Raw genomic sequence first — 12,550 nt, forward strand, 5'->3', positions numbered from 1 at the left:
AAGGCGCGCCCGACCCTTCGTGGCGCGCCCGCTGCGCCATGATGGGGCCATGCGCCTGGTCTCGCTGCTTCCCTCCGCGACCGAGATCGTCTATGCCCTCGGCCTCGGGGACGATCTCGTCGGGGTCACCTTCGAGTGCGACGAGCCGCCATCGGCGCGGGCCGAGAAGACCGTGGTGGTCGGCGGGCGCGACACCCGCGGCATGACGCCCGCGGAGATCGACGACTACGTCCAGACCCGGATGAACAACGGCGAGGACCTCTACACCCTGCACGCGGGCGCGCTGGCCGCCCTCGCGCCCGACCTGATCCTCACGCAGGACCTGTGCCGGGTCTGCGCCCTGCCGTCCGGGCACGTCAACGATGCTCTCGACCATCTGGGCTGCCGCGCCGACGTGCTGTCGCTCGACCCGTACACGCTCGACGAAGTGCTCGACACGATCCTGCGCGTGGGCGCCGCCGCCGGCGTACCGGAAAGGGCCGAAGCTCTCGTCGCGGGCCTGCGCGACCGTCTCGCGGCGGTGGCCCGGGCCGTAGCGGGTCGCCGCGCACCCAGGGTCGCGGTGGTGGAGTGGGTGGATCCGCCCTTCACCGCCGGTCACTGGGTTCCGGACCTGGTCACGGCCGCGGGCGGCGTCCCGGTCGCGGCTCGCGGCGGACGGCGTTCCGTGCAGACCACGTACGCGGAGCTGGCCGCGCCCGGCCCCGAGGTCGTCCTGGTCACGCCGTGCGGCTTCCACCTGGACGGCGCCGCGGACCAGGCCGCCGAGGTCGTGCCGCACTTTCCCGGCGCGCAGGTCTGGGCCCTCGACGGCGACAGCCTGATCGTGCGCCCCGGCCCGCGCCTGATCGACGGCGCCGAGACGATCGCCGCGATCCTGCACCCCGGCGCGTTTCCCGCGGGCCCTAGCTCGAGATCCGCTCGACGTCTTTCTTGAGGGCCGCGCCCTCCTGCTCGGTCACGTCCTTGAGCGCCTCGGCGATCTTGTCGAGGGGCACTCCGGCCCGCGTCAGCGCTTCCACCCACCGCTCATGAACGGACTTGTCGGCGACGTTCGACATGCTTCCAGCCTGTCAGCTCCCCGGCGCCGCATCAGCCCAACGCCGGAAAAGCTTCCCGCCGTCACGCTCCGGGCCGGTGCCTTCATGTTCGCTGCCGCGGTTGCCTCCCGCCGGGCCGTCAGTGGGCCAGGGCCGGGCGGCGGGCCGGGGTGGCGCGCTCCTCCGACCAGCGGCTGCGGGCCGCCTCGCGGACGCGCATGGCGCGGTGCAGCCAGCGGACGTCGAGGCCGAACGACCAGGTCAGGGACGCCAGCGCCAGCGCCAGGACGGCGACCGCGGCGACCGTGGGCAGCAAGCCCGCGATCACCAGGGCGAGGGCGATGCCCTGCACGGCGGCGACGACCTTGCGGGAGAAGCGCGGGGGCAGGGCCGCGTTCAGCCACGGCCACGCCCAGGAGGCCGCCACGAAGGCGTACCGGAAGGCGCCGAGCGCGACCGGCCACCAGCCGTACCGGTCACCGGCGTAGACGCTGAGCACCAGGATCAGGAACGCGTCGACCTCCATGTCGAAGCGCGCGCCGAGGGCCGTGGTCGTCTTCGTGCGCCGGGCCACCTGCCCGTCCACGCCGTCGAGGGCGAGCGCGACGCTCGCGATCGTGACGAGGGCCGGCACGCTGACCGGCTGAGTGAAGGACGTCACCACCATCGCGGTCACGCCGCCGACGAGGATCGCCCGGGACAGCGTCACGGCGTTGGCCGCGCCGAGCTCGTTCAGGCCGGCCCGGGCGAGGCCCGCGCCGAGCAGACCGCACAGCACCAGGCCGTACGCCGCCCCGGCCACCAGGCCGGCCGGCGTGAGCCCCAGGGTGCTGCCCAGCAGGGCGAGCAGCCCGAGCTGAGCGGCGAGGCCGAGCACCGGCCCGCGCGAGGGGCCCACCCCTGCATCTGCGGTACTGAGGGTCACCGTGGCCTCCCGTTCACAAGATCGGCCGCCGCGTATGGTTGCCGTCGTCAGCGCTTAACACGAGCGGAACCGGCGATCGGTTCAGCCGCTGAAGGGATCAACGCATGTCGGGTGACGCGGAAGCGTTCTGGCTCGCCGAGGCCGGCCGCGGCGAGATCCGCGCCGAGAAGGTCCGCGACCCCGGGCCGGACGAGGCCCTGATCCGCACCCTGCACACCGGCGTGAGCAGGGGAACCGAGACTCTGGTCTTCACCGGCCGGGTGCCCGAGAGCCAGTGGCCGTCGATGCGCGCGCCGTTCCAGGAGGGCGACTTCCCGGCCCCCGTGAAATACGGCTACCTGAACGTCGGCGTCGTCGAACAGGGGCCCGCCGAGCTGCTCGGCCGCACGGTCTTCAGCCTCTTCCCGCACCAGACCCGCTTCGTGGTGCCCGTGTCGGCCGTCACGGTGGTGCCGGACGGCGTTCCCGCGCACCGCGCCGTCCTGGCCGGCACCGTGGAGACCGCCGTGAACGCCCTCTGGGACGCGGCCCCGCTGATCGGCGACCGCATCGCGGTGGTCGGCGGCGGCATGGTCGGTGGTTCGGCCGCGGCGATTCTGGCGCGCTTTCCCGGGGTACGGATGCAGCTCGTGGACGTCGACCCGGCTCGTGCCGACCTCGCCGCGCGGCTCGGTGTCGCGTTCGCGCACCCGGACGACGCGCTGGGCGACTGCGACCTGGTGATCCACGCCAGCGCCACGTCCGCCGGGTTGAAACGTTCTCTGGAGCTGCTGGCGTACGAGGGCACGGTCGTGGAGCTGAGCTGGTACGGCGACAAGCGGGTCGACGTACCGCTGGGCGAGTTCTTCCATTCCCGGCGGCTGACCGTGCGCGGCAGCCAGGTGGGCGGCATCCGGCCGGACCACCGCCGCTCGTACGCCGAACGCCTCGCCCTGTCGCTCGACCTGCTGCGCGACGACCGGTTCGAGGCGCTGATCAGCGGAAGGTCCCCGTTCGGGGACCTGCCCGCCGTCATGCCACGGCTCGCCGACGGTAGCCTTCCGGCTCTCTGTCACGTGATCGACTACAACCCCTGAGGAGGAGCTGGCCTTGTTCAGCGTCACCGTCCGCGACCACATCATGATCGCGCACAGCTTCTCGGGCGAGGTCTTCGGACCGGCCCAGAAGCTGCACGGCGCGACCTTCGTGGTGGACGCCACCTTCCGCCGGCCCGAGCTGGACGACGACAACATCGTCGTCGACATCGGCCGCGCGAGCGAGGAGCTGCACGCGATCTGCGGCGGCCTCAGCTACCGCAACCTCGACGACGACCCGGCGTTCAAGGGCATCAACACGTCGACGGAGTTCCTCGCCAAGGTGATCGCCGACCGCCTGGCCGACAAGGTGGCCGCCGGCGACCTCGGCCCGGGCGCGTCCGGGCTGACCGGCATCTCGGTCACCCTGCACGAGTCGCACATCGCATGGGCCTCGTACGAGCGCGATCTGTGAGCTCACCACTCTGGGCGGTGCTGCCGGGCGGGATCGACGACCCGGCGGCACCGAGCGGGGGCAACCGCTACGACCGGGCGGTGCTCTGCCGCCTCCACCGCGACGTGCACGAGCTGGCGATCGGCGGCACCTGGCCGTCGCCCGGCCCCGCGTCCCGGCGCGCCCTCGAGTGGGCGCTCGCCGACATCCCCGACGGCTCGCTGGTGCTCGTCGACGGCCTGGTCGGCTGCGGCGTGCCGGAGCTGCTCGAGCCGCACGCCCGCCGGCTGCGCCTGGCCGTCCTGGTGCACCTGCCGCTCAGTGACGAGACCGGCCTCTCCCCCGCCCGCGCGCGGGAGTTGCGGGCGAAGGAACGCGCGGCCCTGCACCTCGCCACCACGGTGATCGCCACCAGCCGGGCCGCCGCCGCCCACGTGGCGGCGATGCACGACCTGCGCCGCGTCGAGGTCGCCGCCCCCGGCGTCGACCCCGCTCCGCTCGCGGAGCCGCACCCCGACGGCCACCGCCTGCTGTGCGCCGCCGCGGTGTCGCCCCGCAAGGGCCAGGACCTGCTGGTCGGCGCCCTGGAGAACGACCTCGCCGGCCTGCGCTGGAAGTGCACCTTCGCCGGCGCGCTGGTCAACCCCGTGCCCTACCTGAGCGGGAACATCCAGTTCGCCGGCCCGCTCGGCCCCGCCGAGCTGAATGTTGCCTACGCGAACACCGATCTCTTCGTCCTCCCGTCGCGCGCCGAGACATACGGCATGGTCGTGACCGAGGCCCTGGCCCGCGGCATCCCGGTCCTCGCCACCGCCGTGGGCGGCGTCCCCGAGGCCCTCGGCACCACACCCGCCGGCCTGCCCGGCATGCTCGTGCCCCCGGACGACCGCCCGGCCCTGGCCGCCGCCCTGCGCGACTGGCTGACCCGCCCCGAGCTGCGGGCGTCGTTGCGAGCCGCCGCCCTGCAACGCCGCGCGACCCTGCCGACCTGGGAAGAGACCGCCCGCCGCATCACCGAGATCCTGGACGCGACGGGCACCCGCGCGCCCGCCCCGGCGCAGCAGACCACCCCCGCGCCGCACACCACCTCCGCGCCTACCCCGGCGCCGCACCCCACCCCCGCGCCGCACACCACCCCCGCGCCGCACACCACCCCCGCGCCTACCCCGGCGCCGCACACCACCCCCGCGCCTACCCCGGCGCCGCACACCACCCCCGCGCCTACCCCGGCGCAGCGCACGTCCCCGGCGCCGGCCACCGCCTCGGCGCCGTCCCCCGAGATCGAAGGAGAGCCCACATGACCGGTGAGTTCAGCGAGTCCTGGCTGGGGCTGCGTGAGCCGGCCGATGCCGACGCCCGCGCCGCGGACCTGGTGGGGCTGCTCCCCGAGCCGATCCACGTGATCCGCGACCTCGGCTGCGGCACCGGCTCGCTCGGCCGCTGGCTGGCCCCGCGGCTGCCCACCCCGCAGCACTGGATCATGGCCGACCGCGATCCCAAGCTGCTGCACTACGCGACCTCGCACCTGCGGGTGCCCGGCGTCACCGTGGAGGGCGCGCTCGGCGATGTGACCGCGCTCACCGCCGAGGACCTGGCGGACACCGGCCTGGTGACCTGCTCGGCGCTGCTCGACCTGCTCACCGAGGCCGAGGTGGACGCGCTGGTCGCGGCGTGCGCGGCCGCGGGCGTACCGGCGCTGTTCACGCTGTCGGTGTCCGGCGAGGTCACGATGGACCCGCCGCTGCCGGAGGACCAGCGGGTCGCGGCCGCGTTCGACGAGCACCAGCGCCGCGTCGTGGACGGCCGCCGTCTGCTCGGGCCGGACGCTCCGGCGTACGCGGTCAAGGCGTTCGAGAAGGCGGGCGCAACCGTCGTGACCAGGCCCAGCCCTTGGAAGCTCGGTCCCGGCCGCCCCGAGCTGACCGCGGAGTGGCTGCGCGGCTGGGCCGGCGCGGCCCGTGAGCAGGACCCGAGCCTCGCGCTGGACGACTATCTCGCCACCCGCCTGGGTGACTTGCCGGCGGTCACGGTCGGACATGTCGATCTTTTAGCGATCTTCGGCTGAACCCTTTGTGCCCGCCCCGGCGTACTAGGGGAAAGACGGGCTATCGAAGGGGACGGCGAAGTGACGCGATCGATCTGGGTGTGGCTGCGGATCCTGGGAGGGGCCGGGATCCTCGGCTTCCTCCTGTGGCGGCTCGGCACCGGCGCCTTCCTGGACGGCCTGCGGGTGATCGACCTGCCGCTGCTCGCGCTGGCGTTCGGCATCGGCGTGGTGACGACGGTCTTCAGCGCCTGGCGCTGGTGCCTGGTGGCGCGCGGCCTGGGCCTGCGGCTCACGCTGCGCGGCGCGATCGCCGACTACTACAAGGCGCTCTTCCTCAACGCCGCCCTCCCCGGCGGCGTCCTGGGCGACGTCGACCGGGCGGTCACGCACGGCCGCGACGAGGGGGACGTCGCCCGCAGCGTGCGCGCCGTCGTCCTGGAGCGCACCGCCGGCCAGCTGGTCCTGATCGGCGTGGGCGTGACGGTCCTGCTGACGATGCCGTCACCCGTCCTGACGGCCCTGTCCCGGCACGGCGCCACCGTCGCGGTCGTCGCGGCGGCCGTCGCGGCGTCGGTGGTCATCCTCCTGCTGGCCGTCCGCAGGCTCCGCCAGGGCGGCTCCCGGGTAGCCTCGGCGGTCCGCACCGGCGCCGCCGAGATCCGCACCGGCCTGCTGGCCCGCCGCAACTGGCCCGGCATCACGCTCGCGTCGACGGCGGTGCTCGTCGGCCACCTCGCCACCTTTGTCGTGGCCGCCCGCGCCGCCGGCTCCACGGCCTCCCTGACGCGCCTCGCGCCCCTCATGCTCCTGGCCCTGCTGGCCATGTCGCTGCCCCTGAACGTCGGCGGCTGGGGCCCGCGCGAGGCCGTCACCGCGTGGGCCTTCGGCGCCGCCGGCCTGAGCGCCACCCAGGGCCTGACCACGGCGGTCGTGTACGGCGTCTTCGCCTTCGTGGCGGCCCTCCCCGGCGCGGCCGTGCTCCTGGTACGCGCCACCGCCGGCCTGCGCTCCGCCCTCGCCGTCCGGGCCGCCGTCCCGGTCTCCCCGGCGCCCGCCACCGTCATGCCCGTCTCGGCCGTGCCGATCTCCCCGGCACCGGTTGGCGCACCCGTCTCTGCCGTGCCGATGTCGTCGGCGCCGGTCGCTCTCGTGCCCGTCTCGGCGCTGGCCGCCCCGGCGCTCGCCGTGGCCGCCCCGATCGCGCCGGAGATGCTGTTCGGCCGCGAGCTCGCCCGCGCCGGCGCCTGAGGCGGCCCTCCTTGGCATGGGTCTTACGCCGCGGCCCGTGGCCCCGCCCGGGCCGCGGGCCGAACACACGCCCGCGCGCCCACACCGGCCAGGCGCCGCATCCCGGCCCAGATGCGGGCCCCGGCGAACGCCCCGGCCCGGCGCCGGGCCGCGGGTCAGGCCGGCTCGTAGCGGTCGGAGAGGGCGTAGCGCAGCAGCACTACGTCACCGATCTGGCGGACCTCCGCCAGCGTGGCGCGACGCCCCGGGCCCCAGGGGAAGTCTCCGTCGCGGACGAAGCGCGGCGCCCGCGAGTCGCCCACGAAGAACGGCGCCACCACGAGCTGGAGCTCGTCGGCGAGCCCAGTGGTGAGGAACTGGGTGTGCATGCGCCCGCCGCCCTCGACCATCAGGCGCCGCACGCCCCGCCCGGCCAGGTCGGCCGTGACCCGGTGCAAGTCGACGGGGTCACCGCCGTCGACGACGGTCGCGACGTCGCCGAGCTTGGATCGGGCCGACTCCACCGACGGCGAAGCACAATAGACGATTTTGTCCACTTCGCCCACGGTGAAGAACTGGGCACCGGGGTCGATCGCGCAGCTGCTCGTCACCGTCACCTTGATCGGGTGGGGCGACTCACCGCGGGCGACCCGGGCAGCGCGCCGCTCGCCGGAGCGCACCAGCAGCCGCGGATCGTCCTGCCGGATCGTCGCGGCGCCGACCAAGATGGCGTCGCAACCGGCACGAACGGCGTCGACTCGGTCGAAATCGGCCTCGTTGGACAGCAGCAGTCGCTCCTGCGACGTGTCGTCCAAGTAGCCGTCGATGGACATGCCGCAGCTCAGCAACGTGTAAGGACGCTCAACCACCGATGACGCCTCCTGTAGAGCGACCATCGTCACCCTGGCCGAACAGTTGCGTCCAAGATAATCCGGGACACGATTACTGGCACGTTCGCAATCTGTTGCGATGCGGTGACTCCGACTGCGGGTATAGCGGATCAACGGGGAACCAACGAGGAGGACCGATGTTGAAAGCCACGGTGCGGCAGCAGGTGACCGTTCCACTGCGGTTCGGGGACGGGTACGCCACGCCGGCCCGGGTGATGACCTTCGACGGCCTCGTCGACGGCAAGGAGCATCTGGCCCTCGGCCTCGGCGACTGGCAGCGAGCCCTGAAGAAGTCCACGGCCGGCGGCCGCGCGCCTCTGGTGCGGCCGCACAGCGAGTGCCTGACCGGGGACGTCTTCGGCAGCCAGCGCTGCGACTGCGGCCCTCAGCTGCGCGAGGCCGTCGAGCGGATCGCCGAGCAGGGCGGCATCCTGCTCTACCTGCGGCAGGAGGGCCGCGGCATCGGCCTGTACGCCAAGCTGGACGCCTATGCCCTCCAGGACGCCGGCCTGGACACGTACGAGGCGAACGTCGCCCTGGGCCGCGGCGAGGACGAGCGCGACTACACGGCCGCCGCGCAGATGCTGCTGGCGCTCGGCGCCGACCGGATCCGGCTGCTGAGCAACAATCCCGACAAAGCGATCCAGCTGGAGAAGAGCGGGATCGAGGTGACCCAGCGCATCCCGACCGGGGTGCACATGTCCCCCACGAACGTTCGCTACCTGGCGACCAAGGCGTCACACACCGCTCACACGATCGAGCTACCCCTTGCCGAGTAACTGATGCCCGGGGTCATCCGGCACCATGTGTGGATGGCGGACGACCCCGAGCTCATCCTCAACGCGGTCGACCAGGTGCCGTTCATCCTCGTCGTGTGCGAAGGCGCCGACCTGCGGGTCCTCCTGCTGAGCGGCGCCACCCGCGCCGTGCTCCCGGGCCGGGACTATCGCGGCCTGCCGATCCGCGAGGTGATCAGCGACCTGGTCGGCCAGCAGATCCTCGACGCCTACTACGAGGTCTACCGCACCGGCAAGCCGGTCGACGGCCAGGAGTGGCGGGTCCACCTCGACATGCCGGACGGCTCGGTGCACGAGATGTTCGCCAACTTCACGATCACGCCGTGGACCGTCGACGGCGAACGGCGCGGCGTGATCGGCCTCGGCTTCGACGTGACCGAGACGGTGCGCCGGCGACAGGCCGCGGCCGAGGACACCGAGCACCTGCGCCGCCGGTACGAGGAGAGCCGCGAGGTCATCACGGCGCTCCAGCGCGAGCTGCTCCCCGCCGGGCTCCCCGTGCTGCCCGGCGCCCAGATCGCCGCCAGCTACCTGCTGGCCGACGCCGGCTCGGCCGCCGGCGGCGACTGGTTCGACGCCCTCGTCCAGCCCGACGGCCGCCTGGCCCTGATCGTCGGCGACGTCGTCGGTCACGGCGTGGCAGCCTCCGGCGTGATGGGCCAGCTCCGCGCCGTCCTGCAGGACCGCCTCCACTCCGGGGCCTCGGTGGCCGAGGCGATCGGCGCCGTCGACCGTTTCGCCGCCCGCGTGCCCGGCGCCCACGCGGCGACTGTCGCCCTCGTCGTGCTCGACCTCGTCTCGGGCACCCTCGAATACTGCACGGCGGGCCACCCGGCCCCGCTGGTCGTCGAGGGCACCGGCGGCACTCGCTACCTGCCTCTCACCGGCGCCGCCCCGCTCGGCACCGGCCGGGCCGCCGGAGACCCGGCGCACCCCGTGCTCTCGTCCAGGCTCGAGATCGGCGATCTGCTCCTGCTCTACAGCGACGGGATCCTCGAACGGCCGGGCCGGGATCACTCGTCGAGCGCCGCCGAGCTGGCCCACTCCGCCGCGGACAGCGCCGCCGGCCGGGCGTTGCGCGACCCGGAGTCCACCCCGGCCGAACGGGTGTGCACGCAGACCGTCGAGCTGCTGGTGCGTGCCACCGGGCACGGCGACGACATCACGCTGCTCGCCGTGCAGCGCGTGGCCCCCGTACCGGAACTGGCCCTTGATCTGCCGGCGGAGCCGGTCGCCCTGCGGGGAGCGCGCCATGAGCTGGGAGCCTGGCTGACAAAGGCGGGAGCGACGGAGCAGGACGTCTTCGTGCTCCAGCACGCGCTGGGGGAACTGATGACGAACGCGGTGGAGCACGCGGCCGCCGACGAGGGCGCGATGGTGACGGTGACGGCGGCGCTGACGGCCTCGGGCGCGATCGAGGCGGCCGTGATCGACCGGGGACACTGGCGGGAACCGTCGCGGCAGGAGAATCGCGGACGAGGGCTGGCTCTGACCTCCCAGCTGGTCGAGAGCCTGACGGTGACGCATGACACGGAGGGGACGGTCGCGCGGATCCGCCAGCCGCTGACGCGACCGGCCCGGCTGTTGGATCCGCACACGGCGCCGACGCCGCCTTCGGCACCGGCGGCGGTGGAGTTTCGCGTCGTCGAGCAGGCGGGTGACGACGAGACACACGTACGGGTGGAAGGGCCGCTGGACGCCGCAACGGCCTCGCTCGCCCAGCGCGAGCTGTTGCGCCGCAGCAGGGGTGGGGCTGTGCCTCTCACTGTGGAGTTGTCAAAGGTGACGCATCTGTCCAGCGCTGGGGTCTCCGCGCTGCACAACGTCGCGGCTCAGCACGCGGCTCAGGGAGCGCCGCTGAGTCTGGTCGCACCGCCGGGGTCGCCGGCGCAGACGATTCTGGCACTCGTCGCGCTGCTTCCCTGAGTTATCCACAATCCGAGTTATCCACAGGGCATGGGCAGGATGTCGGTCCTCCTCTCTAATATCGCTTCGTGACTTCGCCACCGACTCCCGCCTACGACGTCCTCAACCGCGTCTTCGGCTACCCCGACTTCCGAGGGCAGCAGCGCGAGATCATCGAACACGTCGTCGAGGGCGGCGACGCCCTGGTGCTCATGCCCACCGGCGGCGGCAAGTCGCTGTGCTATCAGATTCCCGCGCTGGTCCGCCCCGGCACCGGTGTGGTGATCTCGCCGCTCATCGCGCTCATGCAGGATCAGGTCGACGCGCTGCGCACCCTCGGCGTGCGGGCGGGCTTCCTCAACTCCGCGCAGGACTACGACGAGCGCCGCCTGGTCGAGGCCGAGTTCGTCAACGGCGACCTCGACCTTCTCTATGTGGCGCCCGAGGGCCTGGGCGTCGCGGCCACCCAGCGCCTGCTCGACCGCGGCAAGATCTCACTGTTCGCGATCGACGAGGCACACTGCGTGTCGCAATGGGGCCACGACTTCCGGCCCGACTATCTCGGCCTGTCGATGTTGCACGAGCGCTGGCCCGACGTGCCGCGCATCGCGCTGACCGCGACGGCGACCAGCGCCACCCGCCAGGAGATCGCGACCCGCCTGCGCCTGGACGAGGCGCGGCACTTCACCGCGAGCTTCGACCGGCCCAACATCCAATACCGCATCGTGCCCAAGAACGAGCCGCGCCGTCAGCTGCTCGACCTGCTGCGCACCGAGCATCCCGGCGATTCGGGCATCGTCTACTGCCTGTCGCGGTCGTCGGTCGAAAAGGTCGCGGAGTTCCTCAACGACAACGGCATTGCCGCGCTGCCCTACCACGCGGGTCTCGACAACCGCGTGCGCGCGGCCAACCAGTCGCGCTTCCTGCGCGAGGACGGCTTGGTCATGGTCGCGACGATCGCCTTCGGCATGGGCATCGACAAGCCCGACGTGCGCTTCGTCGCCCACCTGGACCTGCCGAAGTCGGTCGAGGGCTACTACCAGGAGACGGGCCGCGCGGGCCGCGACGGGCTCCCGTCCACGGCCTGGCTGGCGTACGGGCTCCAGGACGTGGTCCAGCAGCGCAAGATGATCGAGAGCTCGGACGGGGACGCGGCCTTCCGGCGCAACGCCTCACAACACCTCGACGCGATGCTGGCGCTCTGCGAGACCGTCTCGTGCCGCCGTTCGCAGCTGCTCGCCTACTTCGGGCAAAGCGAGTCCGCCGCCAACTGCGGCAACTGCGACACCTGCCTGGCGCCGCCGGAGTCGTGGGACGGCACGGTGGCGGCCCAGAAGCTGCTCTCCACGGTGCTGCGCCTCCAGCGCGAGCGGGGCCAGAAGTTCGGCGCCGGCCAATCCATCGACATTCTCGTGGGCAAGCAGACCGACAAGATCCGCCAGTTCCGCCACGATCAGCTGTCGGTCTTCGGCATCGGATCCGACCTGCGCGACTCGGAGTGGCGCGGCGTCGTCCGCCAGCTGCTCGCCGCGGGCTACCTGGCGGTCGAGGGCGAATACGGCACGCTGGTGCTGACCGACAGGAGCGCCGACGTCCTCCGCGGCCAGGTAAAGGTCCCGATGCGCCGTGAGGTTGCTCAGGTCAAGGTCCGCGCCCCCAAGCAGCGCGCCGCCGCGGCCGCACCCGCCGCCGACCTCTCCCCCGAGGCGGCCCCGGTCTTCGAACGCCTCCGCTCGTGGCGAGCCGCCACGGCAAAGGAACAGGGCGTCCCCGCCTACGTCATCTTCCACGACGCCACGCTGCGCGCCATCGCCGCGCTCAACCCCACCACCCTGTCCGAATTGGGCACAGTGAGCGGCGTAGGCCAGAGCAAACTGACCAAGTTCGGCCAACAGGTCCTCGACACCCTCCACGGCAACGCCACACCCGAGACCACCACGTCACCGGGCACCCCCACCCCACCCGCAGCCGCAACGCCCGCAGCCACAACACCCGGAGCCGCAACGCCCGCAGCCACAACGCCCGGAGCCGCAACGCCCGCTGCCACCCCGGCCACTGCCACTCCGGCCGCGCGCATCGCCTCCCGCTTCGACGACACCCCCGCCACACCCACGGCCAATTCCGCGCCGCGTTCCAACGCCACCTCGCCCAGCGCCACGTCGTCCAGCGGCGCCCCGTCAGGCGGCGCCCCGTCAAGCGGCGCCCCGTCAGGCGGCGCCCCGTCAAGCGGCGCCCCGTCAGGCGGCGCCCCG

At 73.1% G+C, this 12,550-nt stretch carries 9 protein-coding genes and 3 pseudogenes; 9 read left to right on the forward strand and 3 right to left on the reverse strand.

Annotated elements, in window-relative coordinates; genetic code table 11:
* Window positions 1-49 precede the first annotated feature (49 nt).
* The gene (locus Ade02nite_RS09110; RefSeq protein WP_203761110.1) at window positions 50-937 is read left to right on the forward strand and encodes an ABC transporter substrate-binding protein; all 888 of its coding nucleotides are present in this window, start codon (window positions 50-52) and stop codon (window positions 935-937) included.
* Here Ade02nite_RS09110 and Ade02nite_RS09115 read toward each other — a convergent pair.
* A complete protein-coding gene (locus Ade02nite_RS09115; RefSeq protein ID WP_203761111.1) occupies window positions 906-1,061 on the reverse strand; it encodes a hypothetical protein in 156 nt (51 codons plus the stop codon). The genes Ade02nite_RS09110 and Ade02nite_RS09115 overlap by 32 nt on opposite strands.
* 118 nt (window positions 1,062-1,179) lie before the next feature.
* Entirely contained in the window at window positions 1,180-1,938 is a 759-nt protein-coding gene (locus tag Ade02nite_RS09120; protein WP_239168654.1) for a CDP-alcohol phosphatidyltransferase family protein, read from the reverse strand.
* A 131-nt stretch (window positions 1,939-2,069) separates the two neighbouring features.
* Here Ade02nite_RS09120 and Ade02nite_RS09125 point away from each other — a divergent pair, with 131 nt between their 5' ends.
* The 5 genes and pseudogenes from Ade02nite_RS09125 to Ade02nite_RS09145 all read left to right on the forward strand — a co-directional run.
* The gene (locus Ade02nite_RS09125) at window positions 2,070-3,041 is read left to right on the forward strand and encodes a zinc-dependent alcohol dehydrogenase (RefSeq protein ID WP_203761113.1); all 972 of its coding nucleotides are present in this window, start codon (window positions 2,070-2,072) and stop codon (window positions 3,039-3,041) included.
* A gap of 13 nt (window positions 3,042-3,054) precedes the next feature.
* Complete coding sequence (locus Ade02nite_RS09130) at window positions 3,055-3,453, forward strand: 6-pyruvoyl trahydropterin synthase family protein (protein ID WP_203761114.1); 399 nt, start codon at window positions 3,055-3,057, stop codon at window positions 3,451-3,453.
* A pseudogene (locus Ade02nite_RS09135) lies at window positions 3,450-4,469 on the forward strand (glycosyltransferase family 4 protein); the annotation flags it as partial. The gene Ade02nite_RS09130 and the pseudogene Ade02nite_RS09135, both read left to right, overlap by 4 nt.
* Window positions 4,470-4,729: 260 nt before the next feature.
* Complete coding sequence (locus tag Ade02nite_RS09140; protein ID WP_203761116.1) at window positions 4,730-5,497, forward strand: class I SAM-dependent methyltransferase; 768 nt, start codon at window positions 4,730-4,732, stop codon at window positions 5,495-5,497.
* Between the two features lie 60 nt (window positions 5,498-5,557).
* Window positions 5,558-6,469: pseudogene (locus Ade02nite_RS09145) on the forward strand (lysylphosphatidylglycerol synthase transmembrane domain-containing protein); the annotation flags it as partial.
* 413 nt (window positions 6,470-6,882) lie between these two features.
* Here Ade02nite_RS09145 and Ade02nite_RS09150 read toward each other — a convergent pair.
* The gene (locus tag Ade02nite_RS09150) at window positions 6,883-7,575 is read right to left on the reverse strand and encodes a RibD family protein (RefSeq protein ID WP_203761118.1); all 693 of its coding nucleotides are present in this window, start codon (window positions 7,573-7,575) and stop codon (window positions 6,883-6,885) included.
* A 158-nt stretch (window positions 7,576-7,733) separates the two neighbouring features.
* On the opposite strand from Ade02nite_RS09150, the gene Ade02nite_RS09155 reads away from it, so the two are divergent.
* The 3 genes and pseudogenes from Ade02nite_RS09155 to recQ form a co-directional block, all read left to right on the forward strand.
* On the forward strand, window positions 7,734-8,375 hold the full coding sequence (locus Ade02nite_RS09155; protein WP_203761119.1) for a GTP cyclohydrolase II: 642 nt from the start codon (window positions 7,734-7,736) through the stop codon (window positions 8,373-8,375).
* 33 nt (window positions 8,376-8,408) lie between these two features.
* A complete protein-coding gene (locus tag Ade02nite_RS09160; RefSeq protein WP_203761120.1) occupies window positions 8,409-10,319 on the forward strand; it encodes a SpoIIE family protein phosphatase in 1,911 nt (636 codons plus the stop codon).
* Between the two features lie 68 nt (window positions 10,320-10,387).
* Window positions 10,388-12,208: pseudogene (recQ, locus tag Ade02nite_RS09165) on the forward strand (DNA helicase RecQ); the annotation flags it as partial.
* Window positions 12,209-12,550 lie beyond the last annotated feature (342 nt).

It is taken from the genome of Paractinoplanes deccanensis (assembly GCF_016862115.1).
Classification (GTDB): Bacteria; Actinomycetota; Actinomycetes; order Mycobacteriales; family Micromonosporaceae; genus Actinoplanes; species Actinoplanes deccanensis.